The following is an 18,715-nucleotide window of genomic DNA, read 5'->3' as shown; positions in this document are numbered from 1 at the left end:
CACGTGAAACACCGACACCGCTCGTGGCCCGGCAGCGCCGGCGGGCGGTCATTCGCGCTGTCACGACGGACTCGCCCCCTGCCGTGCTCGCGTCGGATTCACGCCCGACTACTCGCGTCGCATAGCCTTGATGTCGCCGCGGACGCGGGAACCAACGCTGTGGCGGGCAGATCGAGAAGACGTTGGCAGCGCCGACCGACGCCGCCGAGGTGCCCGCGCGGGATGGGCCCGAAGGTGGGCGCCACCGACGACGGCGCACCGTGTCCACCTGCCGCAGCGAGCTGCCACGAGACCACCCTGAGGTCATCGTCGACAACGCCCCACTGCCGAGGGTCCGCTCTCACCCGGAGCCCAGGGACAGGGTCCACCTCTCGGCACAGGATCACCGGGACGAGACACCGTCGCCACGCAGCCGGGGCACCTTCATCGGTGCCGCAGGGGCTGAACTCACTGTCACATCCGCCCGGATCGGCGAGTTGCCGCGGCTGAGGACAACGGGCGAGCAGGGTGTGAGCTGTGATTGCCGGTACCGCACCGGAGCAGGTCTATGCGGCAACCCTGTCCGCGGGGACGGCAGCCTGTAGAAGTGTCCGCTAGCCGGCACCGTTACACCGACCTCCACCCAGTCCTCGCTGTGCTTCCCGGACCGGTACGGCGAGTCACGCCGCTTCGCGACGATCACCGGGAGCCCGCCACACCGCCACAACGCTGGGACAGCATCGAATCTCGGTGGCGATCGGCCGCCTGGCGAGGGAGACGGCACGTGCACGAGCGACAGGCGTTCCTCGGCCACGGCGAGGCCGAATCCGACAGGGCAGGCGTGGCAGTCGCTGGGACAGCCGGGGAACCCGGGGATGCGAGGAGGACAAGCGGCGTCGCCCCTCAGAGATTGCGCCCGCCCCGCCGCTGCTGCAGTACGCGGCGAGAGCGGACGCGGCCGACGACACATCAGCAGGACCGGCGGTGTCCTGGACGCAGAGCGACGGCAGCGTCGTCGCCATGGTCACCGGCCGATCCCGATCCTGCACCGGGCACCGGGCACCGGGCACCGGGCACCGGGCACCAAGCACTGGGCACCAAGCACTGGGCACCAAGCACTGGGCACGGAGGCTCGGCTGGTCGTCGCCGCGCAACGCGCCGATCGCCCGCAGGGCCTCGTCGAGTCCGTTGCGGCACAGTGATGAGCCGCGCTGTGCCTGCCGCCTGCCGAGGGAAGGCACAACCGACGAGCGAACGATGCCGACCCTCGACCTCTCCCGGTCGGGCGGAGTCGTCGTCGTCGTCGGTGGGCCGCCCTTGCGCGTCAGGGACACAATCGTGCGGCATTCGGTGACCGGGCCGGCAGCACGAGGGGCGCCCGGATCGCCGTCGCCTCGGACACAGCTGCTCTTCGGACCTGTCAACGGCGCGGTCGCAGGAGCCCCGGCAGCGTGGTGCGCGCCCCTGTCGCTCACCGTCGTGCAGACGGCGCTCCACTTTCAGCCTGAGCTCGGGCCACCCCGAACTCGGCGTGCATCTCCGCCGCGGAGCCGCCGCGCCGGCGGCCATGAGGACGGCACTGACTCGCCGAACCGCGCGGTGACGTCGCAAGATGATCTTCAGGAGGTGTGCCCGGCGGACCGATTCGTTCGGTACCGAACATTCGGTGCCGTCGTACGTGATAATCAGACAACGTCGTGCCGATCACCGAGGGTCCCTGGATAGCTCTCCAACGACCCGAAGATCGGCGTCAATTGCCCTTTTTCGGGCTGTTCATCAGCTCCGCGATCCGCTCGAGGTCTTCGACGGATCCGAACTCGACGACGATGCGCCCCTTCCGTTGTCCGAGCTCGACGCGGACGCGGGTGTCGAAACGATCGGAGAGCCGCTCCGCGAGTCGTTCGGCGCCGGGCGCCTGGATCGTCTTGCGACGGGCCGGGCGGGTCGGGGCCGGCTTCTCGCTACGCGCGAGGAGGACTGCCTCCTCGGTCGCCCGGACCGACATGCCCTCGGCGACGATGCGCGTCGCGAGCTCTTCCTGCCGGCCTGCGTCCTCGAGTCCGAGGAGGGCGCGGGCGTGGCCGGCGGAGAGGACTCCGGCTGCGACGCGGCGCTGCACCGCGACCGGGAGGCGGAGCAACCTGATCATGTTGGTGACGACAGGTCGACTGCGCCCGATCCGGTCGGCGAGCTCGGCGTGGGTGACGCCGAACTCAGCGAGCAGCTGCTCGTAGGCGGCGGCCTCTTCCAGCGGGTTGAGCTGGACGCGATGGATGTTCTCGAGGAGCGCGTCGCGGAGCATGGCGTCGTCGCCGGTGCTGCGGACGATGGCAGGGATGCGGTCGAGCCCGGCACGCTGCGACGCGCGCCATCGACGCTCACCCATGATGAGCTGGTACCGCCCTCGGGCCGCCTCGCGAACGACGACCGGCTGGAGGAGCCCGAACTCGCGGATCGAGTGTTCGAGTTCGGCGAGGTGCTCCTCGTCGAAGGCGGTCCGGGGCTGCTTCGGGTTGGGCTCGATCGAGTCGACGTCGATCTCGCGGTACGTCGCGCCGTCGATCATCATGGGTGCGGCGTCGCCGGGGCCGGCATCGGGCAGTGGCCGGCTCCACGAGCTGGGCACGTCGCCGGTCGGGTCGGGCGGAGCGCTCACGGGTCCGGTCGGGATCAGCGCGGCGAGGCCACGGCCCAGTCCACCCTTGCGCTCGGCCATGGTCTACCGCCCGTTCGTCTCTGCGCCGACCGTTCCCGGTGAGCCCATCTCCGCGCCGCGGACCGCAATCTCCCGGGCGGCGTCGACATAGGACATCGAACCGCGGGAGCCGGGGTCGTAGGCGAGGACGGTCTGGCCGTACCCGGGCGCCTCGGAGACCTTGACACTGCGCGGGATCACCGTGCGCAGCGCAACGCTGCCGAAGTGCTGGCGGACCTCGGAGGTCACCTGGTCGGCGAGCTTGGTGCGACCGTCGTACATCGTCAGCAGGATCGTGGAGACGTGCAGGCGGGTGTTGAGGTGCGACCGGACGAGGTCGATGTTGCTGAGCAGCTGGCCGAGCCCTTCGAGTGCGTAGTACTCGCACTGGATCGGGATCAGCACCTCCTCGGCGGCGACCAGGGCGTTGACGGTGAGGAGCCCGAGCGACGGCGGGCAGTCGATCAGGACGTAGTCGACGTCGAGCGCGTCGAGGACCTCGGGGTTCAGGGCCTGCTTGAGCCGCTGCTCGCGCGCGACCATGCTGACGAGCTCGATCTCGGCACCAGCGAGGTCGATCGTCGCGGGCACACAGAGCAGGTCAGGGGAGGCAGTACTGGTCGCGGCGGCCTCGGTGAGGCTGATCTCGCCGAGGAGCGCCTCGTAGACCGACGGCGTCCCGGCGCGGTGCTCGACGCCGAGCGCGGTGCTGGCGTTGCCCTGGGGGTCGAGATCGATCACCAGGGTCCGGACACCGTGCATCGCGAGGGCCGCAGCGATGTTCACCGTGCTCGTGGTCTTGCCGACGCCGCCCTTCTGGTTGGCGACGGTCAGCACGCGACGATGCGCGGGCCGCGGCATGGCGTAGCGGTCGGGATGCCGCATCCGGGCGGCGCGTTCCGCCTCCTCCGCGATCGGCGTCCAGTTCGGACTCGGCACCGGACCGCCCGATGTTCCACGTGAAACGTCGGCTTCGGTCACGATCGCTGCTCCCTCCTCCGGTCCGGACGCCCCGTGCGCGGCGCCGCGGTCCGTTCGACGAGCACGACGGTGCTCGGCACCTCGACGAGCCCTTCACCGCACCTGACGACCGTCGGCTCACCGCCACCGGCCCTGCGGACGGCGACGGCGTCACGAGCGACCTCCTGGTCGGCGGACGCACCCTTGACGGCGACCAGCGTGCCACCTCTGCGCAGCAGCGGTAACGCCCATCCGGCGAGACGTGCGAGTGGGGCGACGGCACGAGCGGTGACCACGTCCGCCCCCTCCCATCGCCGTCGGACCTCGGACTCCTCGGCCCGTCCGCGGTGCACGTGGATCGGCAGTTCCAGATCCTCGATCACCTCGGCGAGCCAGTCGACCCGACGGGCCAGCGGTTCGACGAGCACGATGTGCAGATCCGGACGTGCCAGTGCCAACGGTATCCCGGGCAGGCCCGCTCCCGAACCCAGGTCGACGAGACGTGCCCCTTCGGGGAGTACTTCCTTCACGACCGCACAGTTCAGGATGTGCCGGTCCCACAGCCGCTCGGTCTCACGAGGGCCGATGAGACCTCGTTCGACGCCCGTCGTCGCCAGGTGCTCCGCATAGCGCACCGCCGCCGGCAGCCGTTCGCCGAAGATCTCGGCGGCCACCGACGGCGGGGAGGCGCCGGGCGCGGCGTCGCCGGGCGCGGGGACGTCAGCCGCCACTGGGGAAGACGACGACCTGGCGACGGGGCTCCTCGCCCTCGCTCTCGCTGTTGACGCCCTTGATCCGGGAGACGGCGTCGTGGACGACCTTGCGTTCGAACGGCGTCATGGGCCGCAGCTTGACGGGCTGACCGGAGTCGATCACGTCCTTGGCGGTGCGCTCGCCGAGCTCGGTGAGCTCGTCGCGACGCCCCTGACGCCACCCCGCGATGTCCAGCATGAGCCGGCTTCGGTTGCCCGAGGCCTGCTGTACGGCGAGCCGGGTGAGCTCCTGCAGGGACTCGAGGCCGGATCCGCGGTCGCCGACGAGCTTCTCGAGGTCCTCACCGCCGTCGATGCTGACGATGGCTCGCCCGGCCTCGACGTCGAGGTCGATGTCACCGTCGTAGTCGAGCAGGTCGAGCAGGCGCTCGAGGTAGTCACCCGCGATGTCGCCCTCACGGATCAGCTGCTCCTCAGCCGTCACAGGCTTCGGGGTGGCTTCGGCAGGACCGTCCTCGGCGGTCTTCGGCACGGTGGGTCTCCCTTCTGAGAGTGCGACGTCACGACGGCAGCGGGAGCTGCCACGTGACGCCGTGGCCGGGTCCCCGTCGGGCCCGGCGCGAGGTTCGGGTCAGCGGCGCTTCTTGCCCTTGCGGGCCGCGGAGGGCCGTGAACCCCCGCTGGTCGCCCGTCCGTTGCGCGCGTTGGGTGATCCGTTGGACCCCCCGCGCTGCTGTCCGGAGGACGGCTTGACCGGCTTCGCGCCGGGCTTCCTGGCCGGGGGAGCGGGCGTGTCGCCGTTGGTCTCCGTGTCCTTGGTCAGGTCGACCTGGGCCTCGTCGGCCGGGTCTGCGTCGGCCCTGTCCGCGTCGGACGCGGTGCCGTTGCGGTTGGGCTTCTGACCGGGCTTGGGCGCGAGCGCCTGCCGCGTGGTCGTCGCCTTCTCCTTCTTCTCGGCCTCTTCGGAGTCGATCTTGTTGTACACGATCCGCTGCTGCGCGAGCGTCCACAGGTTGTTCGCGACCCAGTACATGAGGATCGCGAGCGGCAGGAACGGCGCACCGACGACGACACCGATGGGGAAGACGTAGAGCATCAGCTTGTTCATGATCGCCGACTGCGGATTGGCCGACTGGGCCTCCGTCTGCCGGGCGACCGAGTGCCGCGCCGTGATGTGCGTGAAGACACCCGCCATGATCATCAACGGGATCATGACGACGAGCATCTGCCCGACGGTCGTGCCGAGCTCGGCGAGGCTGGGGGCGCCCTGGATGGGGACGATCGAGGCACCGAGCTTGGCGCCGAACAGGTCCGACTCGACGAACGACTGCACATCGGTGGCGTTGAAGATGTAGTTCTCGGTCTTGCCGGGCTTGAACTCGCGCAGCACGTGGAACAGACCGATGAACACCGGCACCTGGATCAGCACCGGCAGACAGCCGCCGAGCGGGTTGACGCCCTGCTCGCTCTGCAGGCGCTGCATCTCCTGCGTCATCTTCTGCTTGTCGTTCGCGTACTTCTTGCGGAGCTTCTGGATCTCCGGCTGGAACTCCTGCATCTTGCGCATCGACCGCACCTGGCCGACGAACGGCTTGTACAGGATCGCGCGGAGCGTGAAGACCAGGAAGATGACCGACAGCGCCCAGGCGACGCCGCTGGTGGGCGAGAAGACGAAGCCGAACGCCTTGTGCCAGAACCACAGGATGGCCGAGACCGGGTAGTAGATGAAGTTCAGCACCGGGCTTGCTCCTCGTGGTTCTCACCGTGGTCGGCGCCGCGACGGGCATCTGCGTCCTCGGCCGGGCGTCGGTCGTCGTCGTGGCGTGCTGGTCGGCGCGGTGGCACCGGGTCCAGACCGCCAGGGTGCCACGGTCCGCAGCGGAGAAGCCGACGAACCGTCAGATAACTCCCGCGGAGCACCCCGTGGACCTGGAGCGCCTCGATCCCGTACGCACTGCACGACGGGTAGAAGCGGCACACGGGCGGGAACGCGGGGGAGATCCAGCGCTTGTAGAAGCGGAGCGCGCCGATCATCACGCGTGCCACGGGAGACGGTCGTGCCGCTCCCCCGGGGGCCGACCCGACGGCCGCGGGGGCATCGGGACCGTCGTCACCGTGGACGTGGCTGCTGTGCGGATCGGTCATCGCGCGGCTGCCGGAGAAAGGCGCCGCAGCGCGGTACGCAGAGCGCCGTCGAGATCGCCGGCCAGCTCTGCCGAGGATGCCGTCGCGGAGGGCGGCAGAGCCCTGACGACGAGCCGAGCACCGGCAGGCAGGGCGGCCAGCCGGGGGCCCACGACATGACGAAGCCGTCGGCTCACCCGGTGGCGGACCACCGCGTTGCCGACGGCCTTGCTGACGACGAATCCGGCACGGGGCGCGTCGGAACCCGCGACGTCGAGATGGACGACGAGATGCGACCGGCCGCTACGCCGACCACGCCGCATCGTCGTCGCGAACTCGTCCCGACGGGTGAGCCGGGCCCCTGCCGGCAGCACTCCGCTGCCTGATCAGGCGGAGAGCTTGTCGCGTCCCTTGCTGCGACGCGCAGCGAGGATCGCGCGGCCCGCACGGGTACGCATACGCAGCCGGAAACCGTGCTTGCGCGCCCGACGGCGGTTGTTCGGCTGGAAGGTGCGCTTGCCCTTGCTCACTGTCGGCTCTCCTGGTCGACGTCGCCCCTGCGAACAGGGGACGTCGTGTCGCTCTGGACGATGTCTGCGGTGGTGCGGTGGTGCTCGGACGGGCCGACGAGCCGGTTGGGGCACGCGACCTCGCGAACGATCGACGGCACGCGGAACGTGCCAGTCCTCGGACGCGGCTCTTTCAAGGGTACGCAGCGCCCGAAGAGGGGGTCAAACCGGCCCCGAAGTCCCCTCACACGCCCGAGCGCAAGCCGACACGCCGAGGTCAGGACGAGGGGTCGGAGGGCGCCTTGTGGCATCGGGTCGTGGGTTGTTACCTTCCCCCCTCACAGTTCGATCCGGGGGGATCGGGAACACCCGCTCCGACACACCCATGTGGGCCCGCAAGGCGCCCACCGCTGAGTCCTGCGTACGGTCTGCGCACAAGTGTGGATAACTCTGGGGATCAACTGCGGGACCCGACGGGCTCCCGGCGTCCGATCGACAGAGGCCCGTCGTGCGCGAGGGACGGCCCCCGGGACACAACGGACGCGAACTGCGGAGGGAGCACGCCCGGTGACCGACCAGCCAGGGGATCTGGGAAAGGTCTGGAACCGGGTCATCGCAGACCTGTCCGGCTCGTCCGGTGAGGCCGGCGCTGCGACGCTCTCGTCACAGCAGCGGGCGTTCCTCCGGCTGACCCGCCCGCTCGGACTCCTCGACGGCACCGCGCTCCTCGCGGCACCGAGCGAGTTCGCCAAGGACGCGATCGAGCGCATCCTGCGCAAGCCGATCAGCGATGCGCTCGGCCGTCACCTCGGCGTGCAGGTGAACCTGGCCGTCGTCGTCGACGCGTCCGCCGCGTCCGGTGGCACCGAGGTCCCCGACCCGCCCGATCCGCGCGCCGTCGCCCGGGTCGCCGCGTCCGGTGCCCTCGGCCGGCCCGACCCGTCGGCAACCGTCGGCGGTCCTGCCGAGGCCGACGTGTCGTCGCCCCACGGCGACAACCCCCACGGGAACGGCCTCAGCGGCCACGACCCCGACGGCGACGGCCTCGGCGACCACGGCTTCAGCAGCGGCGGCCCCAACAGCGGCGGCATGGTCAACGGCCAGGACGCCATGCTCGGCGTCGACAGCATCGACGTCTCCGCGTCGCAGCCCGCTGCGGAGACCGACGGCGGGTTCTCCGACAGCGGATTCGCCCAACGGCGGCCCGGCAACGGTTCACTCGGCCGTATCGGCGGAGGCGGGCCACAGGGCGAGATGCGTCCAGGACAGGACGGCTGGCCGACCTACTCCGCGCCTGCCCCCGATGCCGCCGCACGCTCACGGTCGATGCTCAACGAGAAGTACACGTTCGACACGTTCGTCATCGGGGCGTCCAACCGCTTCAGCCACGCGGCGTCCGTGGCGGTCGCCGAAGCGCCGGCGCGGGCCTACAACCCGCTGTTCATCTGGGGCGAGTCCGGGCTGGGCAAGACCCACCTGTTGCACGCCGTCGGGCACTACGCCCAGCGCCTCTTCCCGGGGATGCGGGTGCGCTACGTCAGCACCGAGGAGTTCACGAACGACTTCATCAACAGTCTTCGTGACGACCGCAAGGTCGCCTTCCAGCGCCGCTACCGCGATGTCGACGTGCTGCTGGTCGACGACATCCAGTTCCTCGAGGGCAAGGAGGGCACGCAGGAGGAGTTCTTCCACACCTTCAACACCCTCCACAACTCCAACAAGCAGATCGTCGTCTCCTCCGACCGGCCGCCCAAGCGCCTGGAGACGCTCGAGGACCGCATGCGCACGCGATTCGAGTGGGGCCTGATCACCGACATCCAGCCCCCCGAGCTCGAGACGCGCATCGCGATCCTGCGCAAGAAGGCCGCGCAGGACCGGCTTGCCGTCCCCGGCGACGTCCTGGAGTTCATCGCCGCCCGCATCGAGCGCAACATCCGCGAGCTCGAGGGCGCGCTGATCCGGGTGACGGCGTTCGCGTCGCTGAACCGCCAGCCCGTCGACACCCAGCTCGCCGAGATCGTGCTGCGCGACCTCATCGGCGACTCGGCGGCCTCGGAGATCACGGCGCCCACGATCATGGCCGTCACCGCGGAGTTCTTCGACGTGACGATGGACGAGCTGTGCGGGCCCGGGAAGACGAAAGCCCTCGCGCAGGCCCGGCAGATCGCGATGTACCTCTGCCGCGAGCTGACCGATCTCTCCCTGCCGCGCATCGGCCAGACCTTCGGCGGCCGCGACCACACGACGGTCATGCACGCCGACAAGAAGATCCGGAACGAGATCTCGTTGCGTCGCAAGACGTTCGAGCAGGTCCAGGAGCTGACGGCGCGCATCAAGCAGCGCGCCCGCCGCTGAGCCGCTGTTCCACGACGCCACTGCGCACAACGCTTTCGCCTGCCTCACCGCGGCACACTGCGAGCCGACCGGACGGCGAGGACACAGCCCCTGGCCCGGGGCGCACCGGGGCTGCACGCGGTCGACGACGGCGTGGCCGCAACGTCCGTGCCCGGGCGGGCCGTCGCCGCACGACATCTGCGGTCGCCGCCCACGCCGGGAGAGAGGTGCCTCCGGTGCATCCCGCGCGCTGTCCGGGATGCTCGCGTCGTGGCACTCGACGCCCAGGACGTGAGCGAACACCGCGGCGAGGGCCTGCTCGCCGGCGCCTCGTGGAGTCGATCGGGTGGGAGCCGTACGCGGGCCGTCGCGTGGCGAGGAGCGGGACGGCCGGCGCCACGAGCCACCGGGTGCGGACGGTCGCGGACGCATCGGCGTCGGCGGTGCCGGTCCAACCCGCGCCAACGACGCGTGGGTGAAGGCGGGACGAGGGCGTCGTGGCCGACCGGACGGCGCAGCAATCACCTTCCGGTGGATTCCATGAGAGCCGCGTGTCGCTCACGGCTCAACCGCTCGCCGTCCGCTAGGCCACGTTCGGCGCAAGCGGAGATCGCGAAGGCGTGTCCGACGCAACCCTCGTCGTCACGCTCCGTTGACTGTCGTGTGCCTCGCGGGACAAGAGTGGGTTTCGCCGTCCTCCCCGCCCCCGCCGCGACCGGGACGACCGGTCGCGCAGCGTCGGCGCATGACCACATTTTCACCCACATCTGGGGACAACTCTGTGGATTGACGGCCGAAGGCCCGTGGATCGTTGCCCCCGGATCCGTGGACAACCCGTGCCGAAGCGGGGGATGGATCCGGGACAACGGGGGGCGGACGGGGGGTTGTCCACCGTCGGCGGCAGCTCTCCACCGGCCGTCCCATGACGACGTCCCCAGCGCGCCGCACCGCCCGACCTGCGACGACGGCGTCCATCCACACAATCCACAGGCCCTATTACTGTTCCTGGATCTCTCTCTTGAGAAATACACAAGAAGAGAAGGGCGGTGGATGGAGCCGTCCAGGGCGTCACACAAGAGCACTCCGAAGGGCACACGGCCCGGCGTGACACCTGGGCCGCGGAGGCTCTACGGTGGTCCGGTCCGACCTGGTCGACCCCGGTCGCTGTTCGCGTCCTGGCTTCGTCCGTTGCGATCGGCTCCGCTCGACAGGTCGGCACGCTGCACGTCCCCGGGTGCCAGGCCATCCGGTCGCAGTCTCGTGACCGTCGGTGAAAGGTCCTCACGTCATGAAGTTCCGGGTCGAACGCGACGTCCTGGCCGATGCCGCGGCCTGGGTCGCGCGCAGCCTGCCCGCTCGTCCGCCGGTCCCGGTCCTGGGCGGCGTCCTGATCCAGGGCGGCGGGGACCCGGGTGCCGAGACGTTGACGGTGTCGGGTTTCGACTACGAGACCTCGGCCCGGGTCGAGTTGGACGCGACGATCGGCGATCCGGGTCAGGTCCTGGTGTCGGGCCGGCTGCTCGCCGACATCACGCGAGCGTTGCCGTCGAAGCCGGTCGATCTCGTGGTCGACGGGTCGCGGGCGACGATCAACTGCGGTAGCAGCCGGTTCAGCCTGCCGACGATGCCGGTCGAGGACTACCCGCAGCTGCCGGCGATGCCGCAGCGGGCGGGTTCGGTCGCGGCGGACGTGCTGGCGTCGGCGGTGGCGCAGGTCGCAGTGGCGTCCGGGCGTGACGACACGTTGCCGATGCTGACCGGTGTGCGGCTGGAGATCGAGGGGACGCGGCTGACTCTCGCGGCGACCGACCGGTTCCGGCTCGCGGTCCGCGAGCTCGACTGGGAGCCCGAGGACGCGGCGGTGTCGACGGCCGTGCTGATCCCGGCGCGTACGCTGGCGGAGGTCGCGAAGACGTTGGGGGGCGCGGGGACCGTCGAGCTCGCGCTGTCGGCGGGCGACGGGATGCTCGGCCTGACCGGCAACGGCCGGCGGGCGACGACGCGCCTGCTCGACGCGGAGTTCCCGCGGTTCCGCCAGCTGATCCCCGCCGAGAGCACGACGGCGGCCGAGGTCGAGGTGTCGGTGCTGGTCGAGGCGATCAAGCGGGTCGCGCTGGTCGCGGACCGGGTCGCGCAGATCCGGCTGGAGTTCGGCGAGGACGGGCTGCGGCTGGCCGCGGGCGGCGACGACGTGGGCAGCGCGGAGGAGGAGATCCCCTGCATGCTGCAGGGTGAGGGCCTCACGATCGCGTTCAACCCGTCGTACCTGCTGGATGCGTTGGGCGCCTTGCACACCGAGCGCACGCAGCTGACGTTCACGACGCCGAACCGGCCGGCGCTGGTGCGCCCGGTGGTCCCGTCCTCGGGCGACGAGAAGCCCGCGGGCGACAGCGGTTACCTGCACCTGCTGATGCCGGTCCGCCTGCCCGGCTGACCCCGGGACCGTCGGTCCCGGTCGCTAGCCTGGACCGGTTCCGCGCGCGATCGACGGGAGTCCCAGGTGCAGTCCGACGGGTTCGACGATGGCCGGCGCTGCGGCGCGGGCCCGGCGCGGGGCTGATCGGCGACGTGCATCTTCGACGGCTGGCCGTCACCGACTTCCGTTCGTGGGAGCAGGCCGATCTGGAGCTCGACCCGGGGGTCACGGTCCTCGTGGGGTCGAACGGCGTCGGCAAGACGAACCTGGCCGAGGCGATCGGCTACATCGCGACGCTCGGCTCACACCGGGTCGCCACCGACGCCCCGCTGATCCGCCGAGGGGCGTCTCGGGCGGTGGTGCGCGGCGTCGTGGTGAACCAGGGCCGCGAGCTGGCGGTGGAGCTGGAGATCACGGCGGGCAAGGCCAACCGGGCGCGGGTGAACCGGTCGCCGGTGTCCCGCACACGTGACGTGCTGGGCATCCTGCGGACGGTGCTGTTCGCGCCCGAGGATCTGGCTCTGGTGCGTGGCGATCCGGGCGAGCGCCGCCGGTTCCTCGACGACCTGCTGGTGGCCCGGTTCCCGCGCTACGCGGGTGTGCGGGCCGACTACGAGCGGGTGCTGCGGCAGCGGTCGGCCCTGCTGAAGACGGCGCGTTCGGGCGGTGACCTGCGCACACTCGACGTGTGGGACGGGCATCTGGCCCGGCACGGCGCGGAGCTGCTTGCGGGCCGGCTCGAGCTGGTCGCCGGGTTGGCGCCGCCGGCAGTGGCGGCGTTCGCGGACGTGGCGCCGTCGTCGGATCCCGCTGCGTTGCAGTACCGGTCGAGTCTCGACGGCGAGTTGTCGGCCGACCGGCCGGCGTTGGAGGAGGCCCTGCTGGAGGCGCTGGGCCGGGTCCGCAAGCAGGAGGTGGAGCGCGGGGTGTGCCTGGTGGGTCCGCACCGCGACGACCTGGAGATCCATCTCGGCGCGGGCCCCGCGAAGGGGTACGCGAGCCACGGCGAGTCGTGGGCGTTGGCGTTGGCGTTGCGGCTTGGGTCCTACCGGCTGCTGCAGAGCGACGACGTCGAGCCGGTCCTGATCCTCGACGACGTGTTCGCGGAGCTGGACGCACGACGGCGGCGGGCGTTGGCCGCGGTTGCCGCACAGGCGGAGCAGGTCGTCGTGACTGCGGCGGTCGCGGAGGATGTCCCGGAGGAGCTCGGGGGTGTCCGAATCGCGGTGAGTGGCGGCGCGGTCGTGCGCACACCGGCCGATCCGGCGGACGATCAGCGGGTGACATCGACATGACCTGCGGTGAAACGGTGCGTCCGGTGGGCGCCGGTCAGGGCGCCCTCCTGTGGACAACGTTGTGGATACTGTGGATAACTCGAGTGGATCTGGTGACAGTTCCTGAGAACCACCGCCCGTCGACGGGAAGGTGCCGCCGATCGTGAGTGACGACGACCACTCTGTCCCCAACCCTGGGGACAACGCGGATCCGGCCGCTCGTCGTGGCCGGCCGGCCGATGGTGCGGGGGCGGACGGACCGCGCGGCCCGGACATCGCCCGGGAGGCGTTGCGGGCCGCGCGGGAAGCGTCGGCGCAGCGCGCGGCGGAGCGGTCGGCGTCGGGGGACCAGCGTCGGCGGCGGGCCGGTGGGACGCGTGGGAACCGGCGTCGCTGGTCGGGCGCGGGTCCCGACGACCGGGACCCGCAGCCGTTCGGGAAGATGCTGTCGCGGGTGTCGATGGACCGGGGCTGGTCGCCGCGCCTGACCGACGCGACGGTCCTCGGCCGCTGGCCGCAGCTGGTGGGGCCGGACATCGCCGACCACTGCACGCCGGTGTCGTTGCGCGACGGGGAACTGACGTTGCAGGCGGAGTCGACGGCGTGGGCGACGCAGCTGCGCACGTTGCAGCGTCAGCTGTTGTCCCGGCTGGCCGCCGCGGTGGGTGACGGGGTGGTGCGCCGGATCCGGGTGGTCGGGCCGTCGTCGCCGAGCTGGCGGCACGGCCCACGGCACGTGCGTGGCCGGGGCCCGCGCGACACGTACGGCTGATCGGCCAGGACCTGGAGGGCGTTTTCGGGCATCCCCTTCGTCGTGTCGTCGTTGAACGAGGGTGAACGGCGGGGGACGTACCGTTTGACGCGTTCTCGCGCCGTTCAGCGCGACGTGACGGGGCGGGAGCCTTTCAGGAGCCCCGTTCGAGCGGAGGTCCCCCGTCCTGTGACGCGTTCGGCGCTCTGCGACGCGCACAGGGGTGTCCTAGGCGGCTTTCTGTCGGGTCGGACCAGTAGAATCGAGATGGTGCTTCGGGCGGACCCCGAATCCGCCCGACCGAACCGGCCACCTCGCGCGTGCAGTGCGGGCGAGGGGCAGGACTTGTACGAGGAGACCTACAGCCCGTGGCAGCGGAGAAGAAGAACGGCTACAGCGCGTCGTCCATCACCGTCCTCGAAGGCCTGGAAGCTGTCCGCAAGCGCCCCGGCATGTACATCGGCTCGACCGGTGAGCGCGGCCTGCACCACCTGGTGTGGGAGGTCGTGGACAACGCGGTCGACGAGGCCATGGCCGGGTACGCCACCAAGGTCGAGGTGTCGGTACTGGACGGCGGCGGCGTCCGCGTCATCGACGACGGTCGTGGCATCCCGGTCGGCATGCATCCGGTGGAGAAGAAGCCCGCCGTCGAGATGGTGCTGACGATGCTGCACGCGGGCGGCAAGTTCGACAGCGACTCCTACGCGGTCTCCGGTGGCTTGCACGGTGTCGGCGTCTCCGTCGTGAACGCGCTCTCCACGCGCCTCGACGTCGAGATCGACACCGACGGCTTCCACTGGGACCAGCAGTACACGCGCTCGGTCCCCGGCACGTTGAACAAGGGCGCGGCGACGCGGCGGACCGGTACCACGATCACGTTCTGGGCCGACCCCGACATCTTCGAGACCACGGTCTACAACATCGAGACGATCCGCCGCCGGCTGCAGGAGATGGCGTTCCTCAACAAGGGGCTGACCATCGTGCTGCGCGACGAGCGCAACGGCGACAGCGACGAGGCGGAGGAGCCCGACGCGGAGGGCTACGTCGCCAAGGTCAAGGAGCACGTCTTCTGCTACCCGAACGGGCTGGAGGACTTCGTCGCGCACCTGAACAAGACGAAGGACCCGATCCACAAGAAGCTCGTCGCCTTCACGGGGGAGGCCCCCGGACACGCGCTCGAGGTCGCGATGCAGTGGAACTCGGGTTACACCGAGTCGGTCTACACGTTCGCGAACACGATCAACACGCACGAGGGTGGCACCCACGAGGAGGGCTTCCGCGCGGCGCTGACCAGCACGGTCAACAAGTACGCGCGCGACAAGAAGCTCCTCAAGGAGAAGGACCCGGCGCTCTCGGGCGACGACATCCGCGAGGGACTGGCCGCGATCGTGTCGGTCAAGGTCAAGGAGCCCCAGTTCGAGGGCCAGACCAAGACGAAGCTCGGCAACACCGAGGTGAAGTCGTTCGTCCAGCGGATCAGCAACGAGTGGCTGGCCGACTGGTTCGAGCGCAACCCCACCGAGGCGCGCACGATCGTCAACAAGGCGGTGCAGTCGGCGCAGGCCCGGCTGGCGGCGCGCAAGGCGCGTGAGCTGGTGCGCCGCAAGAGCGCCGGCGACATCGGTGGTCTGCCCGGCAAGCTGGCCGACTGCCGCTCGACCGACCCGTCCAAGTCCGAGGTCTACATCGTCGAGGGCGACTCGGCGGGTGGCTCGGCCAAGTCGGGCCGGGACTCGATGACCCAGGCGATCCTGCCGATCCGCGGCAAGATCATCAACGTCGAGAAGGCCCGGATCGACCGCGTCCTCAAGAACACCGAGGTCCAGGCGATCATCACGGCGCTCGGCACGGGCATCCACGACGAGTTCGACCTGGCCAAGCTGCGCTATCACAAGATCGTGCTGATGGCCGACGCGGACGTCGACGGCCAGCACATCCGCACGCTGCTGCTCACGCTGCTGTTCCGCTTCATGCGCCCGCTCGTCGAGCACGGTCACGTGTTCCTCGCGCAGCCGCCGCTGTACAAGATCAAGTGGGGCGGCCGCGGCGCCGAGCCGGAGTTCGCCTATTCCGACAGCGAGCGCGACGGGCTGATCGCGGCGGGCCGCGAGGCCGGCAAGAAGCTGCCCAAGGAAGAGGGCGTGCAGCGCTACAAGGGCCTCGGCGAGATGAACGCCAAGGAGCTGTGGGAGACCACGATGGACCCGTCGGTCCGGGTGCTGCTGCGCGTCACGCTCGACGACGCCGCGACCGCCGACGAACTGTTCTCGGTCCTGATGGGCGAGGACGTGGAGTCCCGCCGCTCCTTCATCACCCGCAACGCGAAGGACGTGCGCTTCTTGGACGTGTGATCCACACACATGTCCTAGACGCACGTATGGATAAGAGGAACTCGTGACAGACACCTTGGACCCCACGCTCCCGCCCACCGGCGGTGCGGGTGGTGGCGACCGGATCGAGCCGGTCGACATCCAGCAGGAGATGCAGCGCTCCTACATCGACTACGCGATGAGCGTGATCGTCGGTCGTGCGCTGCCGCTCGTCGAGGACGGCCTCAAGCCGGTCCACCGCCGCGTCCTGTACTCGATGGGGGAGAACGGGTTCCGGCCCGAGCGCTCCTACGTCAAGTGTGCGCGCGTCGTCGGCGAGGTGATGGGCAACTACCACCCCCACGGCGACTCCGCGATCTACGACGCCCTGGTCCGGCTGGCCCAGCCATGGTCGATGCGCTACCCGCTGATCGACGGGCAGGGCAACTTCGGCTCCCGCGGCAACGACCCCGCCGCGGCGATGCGCTACACCGAGTGCCGGCTCACCCCGCTGGCCATGGCGATGCTGCAGGACATCGAGGAAGACACTGTCGACTTCCTCGACAACTACGACGGCAAGACCCAGGAACCCGTCGTCCTCCCGTCGCGGATCCCGAACCTGCTCATCAACGGGTCCGTCGGCATCGCGGTCGGAATGGCCACCAACATCCCGCCGCACAACCTGCGCGAGGTCGGCGCAGGCGTCATCTGGGGCCTGGAGAACCACGAGGCCTCCGACGAGGAGCTCCTCGAGGCCCTCATGGCCCGCATCCCGGGCCCCGACTTCCCGACGTCAGGCCTCATCGTCGGCCGTGACGGCATCGAGTCGGCCTACCGCACAGGCCGGGGCTCCATCCGGATGCGCTCGGTCGTCGAGGTCGAGGAGGACGCCAAGGGGCGCACCATCCTCGTCGTCACCGAGTTGCCCTACCAGGTCAACCCGGACAACCTCATCGAGTCGACCGCGACGATGGTCCGCGACGGGAAGCTCACGGGCATCTCGGAGATCAACGACGAGTCGTCCGACCGCATCGGTATGCGCATCGTGTTCACGCTCAAGCGCGACGCGGTGGCCAAGGTCGTCCTGAACAACCTCTACAAGCACACGCAGCTGCAGACCAGCTTCGGCGTGAACATGCTGGCGATCGTCGACGGCGTGCCCCGCACGCTGCGGCTCGACCAGGTGGTGCGCAACTACATCCGCCACCAGATCGAGGTCATCGTCCGGCGGACCCGTTACCGGCTGCGCAAGGCCGAGGAGCGGGCCCACATCCTGCGTGGTCTGGTCAAGGCGCTCGACGCCCTCGACGAGGTCATCGCCCTCATCCGGGCGTCGCAGACCGTCGACGTCGCCCGCCAGGGCCTCATCGACCTCCTCGACGTCGACGAGATCCAGGCCCAGGCCATCCTCGACATGCAGCTCCGCCGCCTCGCGGCCCTGGAGCGGCAGAAGATCATCGACGAGCTGGCCGAGATCGAGCTCGAGATCGCCGACTACCAGGACATCCTGGCCCGCCCCGAGCGGCAGCGGCAGATCGTCCGCGACGAGCTGCAGGAGATCATCGACAAGCACGGCGACGACCGCCGCAGCCGGCTCGTCCCCGACGACGGCGACGTCACCAACGAGGACCTCATCGCCGTCGAGGACGTCGTCGTCACCATCACGCGGACCGGCTACGCGAAGCGCACCAAGACCGACCTGTACCGCGCCCAGAAGCGTGGTGGGAAGGGCGTGCAGGGCGCCACCCTGAAGCAGGACGACATCGTCGCCCACTTCTTCGTGAGCTCCACGCACGACTGGCTGCTGTACTTCACCAACAAGGGCCGCGTGTACCGGCTCAAGGCCTACGAGCTGCCCGAGGCCAACCGCAACGCCCGCGGCCAGCATCTGGCCAACCTCCTCGCACTGCAGCCCGGCGAGGAGATCGCCCAGGTCATGCAGATCAAGGACTACCAGGCGGCGCCGTACCTCGTCCTCGCGACGAAGAGCGGCCTGGTGAAGAAGTCCCGCCTCGAGGACTTCGACTCCAACCGGTCGGGCGGCCTGATCGGCATCAACCTGCGCGACGAGGACGAGCTCGTCGGAGCGGTGCTCTGCGCCGCCGACGACGACCTGCTCCTCGTCTCCGCCGAGGGTCAGTCGATCCGGTTCACCGCCGACGACGCCGCCCTGCGCCCGATGGGCCGCGCCACGTCCGGTGTGCTGGGCATGCGGTTCAACGAGGGCGACCGGCTGCTCTCGATCGGCGTGGTCCAGGACGACAAGTTCGTCCTGGTCGCCACCGCCGGCGGCTACGCCAAGCGGACCCCCATCGAGGACTACCCGGTGCAGGGGCGCGGTGGGAAGGGTGTGCTGACGCTCCAGTACGACCGCCGTCGTGGCACGCTGGTCGGCGCACTCATCGTCGGTATCGACGACGAGCTGTACGCGATCACCTCGACCGGAGGGGTGATCCGGACATCGGCCCGCGAGGTTCGCAAGGCCGGTCGGCAGACGAAGGGGGTCCGTCTGATGAACCTGGGCGAGACCGCCACCCTGCAGGCCGTCGCGCGCAACGCCGAGGACGATGCCGACGACGCCGAGCTGAACGGTTCGACGAGCTGAACCCTGCAGCGATGATCGAGCTGGTCACCGTGCCGAGCACCGAGGA

Annotated in this window: 14 protein-coding genes; 6 read left to right on the top strand and 8 right to left on the bottom strand. The window is 70.1% G+C overall.

The genetic code is table 11. From position 1 onward, the window contains the following. Positions 1-1,729: 1,729 nt before the first annotated feature. The 8 genes from TOK_RS13065 to rpmH form a co-directional block, all read right to left on the bottom strand. Entirely contained in the window at positions 1,730-2,695 is a 966-nt protein-coding gene (locus tag TOK_RS13065) for a ParB/RepB/Spo0J family partition protein (RefSeq protein ID WP_098958122.1), read from the bottom strand. Between the two features lie 3 nt (positions 2,696-2,698). Next, positions 2,699-3,559, bottom strand: a complete 861-nt coding sequence (locus TOK_RS13060; RefSeq protein WP_172457558.1) for a ParA family protein — start codon at positions 3,557-3,559, stop codon at positions 2,699-2,701. Between the two features lie 92 nt (positions 3,560-3,651). Continuing rightward, positions 3,652-4,365, bottom strand: a complete 714-nt coding sequence (gene rsmG / locus TOK_RS13055) for a 16S rRNA (guanine(527)-N(7))-methyltransferase RsmG (RefSeq protein ID WP_172457556.1) — start codon at positions 4,363-4,365, stop codon at positions 3,652-3,654. Continuing rightward, complete coding sequence (locus TOK_RS13050; protein ID WP_098958120.1) at positions 4,355-4,879, bottom strand: R3H domain-containing nucleic acid-binding protein; 525 nt, start codon at positions 4,877-4,879, stop codon at positions 4,355-4,357. The genes rsmG and TOK_RS13050 overlap by 11 nt, the downstream gene beginning before the upstream one ends. Before the next feature lie 99 nt (positions 4,880-4,978). Further along, positions 4,979-6,085 carry a membrane protein insertase YidC gene (gene yidC, locus TOK_RS13045; protein ID WP_098958119.1) on the bottom strand — a complete coding sequence of 369 codons (1,107 nt, stop codon included), beginning with the start codon at positions 6,083-6,085 and terminating at the stop codon, positions 4,979-4,981. Further along, complete coding sequence (gene yidD, locus TOK_RS13040) at positions 6,079-6,381, bottom strand: membrane protein insertion efficiency factor YidD (RefSeq protein ID WP_253258363.1); 303 nt, start codon at positions 6,379-6,381, stop codon at positions 6,079-6,081. Before yidD ends, yidC begins: the two co-directional genes overlap by 7 nt. Positions 6,382-6,488: 107 nt before the next feature. Next, positions 6,489-6,845 carry a ribonuclease P protein component gene (gene rnpA, locus TOK_RS13035; RefSeq protein WP_098958117.1) on the bottom strand — a complete coding sequence of 119 codons (357 nt, stop codon included), beginning with the start codon at positions 6,843-6,845 and terminating at the stop codon, positions 6,489-6,491. Between the two features lie 12 nt (positions 6,846-6,857). Then, positions 6,858-7,001 (bottom strand): 50S ribosomal protein L34, encoded by a 144-nt coding sequence (rpmH, locus tag TOK_RS13030; protein ID WP_013678662.1) that lies wholly within the window; start codon positions 6,999-7,001, stop codon positions 6,858-6,860. 546 nt (positions 7,002-7,547) lie between these two features. Between rpmH and dnaA the strand changes: the two genes are divergently transcribed. The 6 genes from dnaA to gyrA all read left to right on the top strand — a co-directional run bounded on the left by dnaA (position 7,548) and on the right by gyrA (position 18,669). Further along, complete coding sequence (dnaA, locus tag TOK_RS13025) at positions 7,548-9,335, top strand: chromosomal replication initiator protein DnaA (protein ID WP_172457555.1); 1,788 nt, start codon at positions 7,548-7,550, stop codon at positions 9,333-9,335. A gap of 1,267 nt (positions 9,336-10,602) precedes the next feature. Next, positions 10,603-11,748, top strand: coding sequence for a DNA polymerase III subunit beta (dnaN, locus tag TOK_RS13020; RefSeq protein ID WP_098958116.1), 1,146 nt, complete (start codon positions 10,603-10,605; stop codon positions 11,746-11,748). 134 nt (positions 11,749-11,882) lie between these two features. Then, complete coding sequence (gene recF / locus TOK_RS13015; RefSeq protein ID WP_098958115.1) at positions 11,883-13,025, top strand: DNA replication/repair protein RecF; 1,143 nt, start codon at positions 11,883-11,885, stop codon at positions 13,023-13,025. A 142-nt stretch (positions 13,026-13,167) separates the two neighbouring features. Continuing rightward, on the top strand, positions 13,168-13,776 hold the full coding sequence (locus tag TOK_RS13010; protein WP_098958139.1) for a DciA family protein: 609 nt from the start codon (positions 13,168-13,170) through the stop codon (positions 13,774-13,776). 347 nt (positions 13,777-14,123) lie between these two features. Next, the gene (gene gyrB, locus TOK_RS13005; RefSeq protein ID WP_098958114.1) at positions 14,124-16,106 is read left to right on the top strand and encodes a DNA topoisomerase (ATP-hydrolyzing) subunit B; all 1,983 of its coding nucleotides are present in this window, start codon (positions 14,124-14,126) and stop codon (positions 16,104-16,106) included. A gap of 55 nt (positions 16,107-16,161) precedes the next feature. Further along, positions 16,162-18,669 carry a DNA gyrase subunit A gene (gene gyrA, locus TOK_RS13000; RefSeq protein WP_374754896.1) on the top strand — a complete coding sequence of 836 codons (2,508 nt, stop codon included), beginning with the start codon at positions 16,162-16,164 and terminating at the stop codon, positions 18,667-18,669. Positions 18,670-18,715: the final 46 nt, after the last annotated feature.

Origin of the sequence: Pseudonocardia sp. N23 (assembly GCF_002583555.1) — a bacterium.
GTDB lineage: Bacteria > Actinomycetota > Actinomycetes > Mycobacteriales > Pseudonocardiaceae > Pseudonocardia.
Note: the sequence above shows the minus strand (reverse complement) of the source record. Positions and strands in the feature narration are given on the sequence as shown.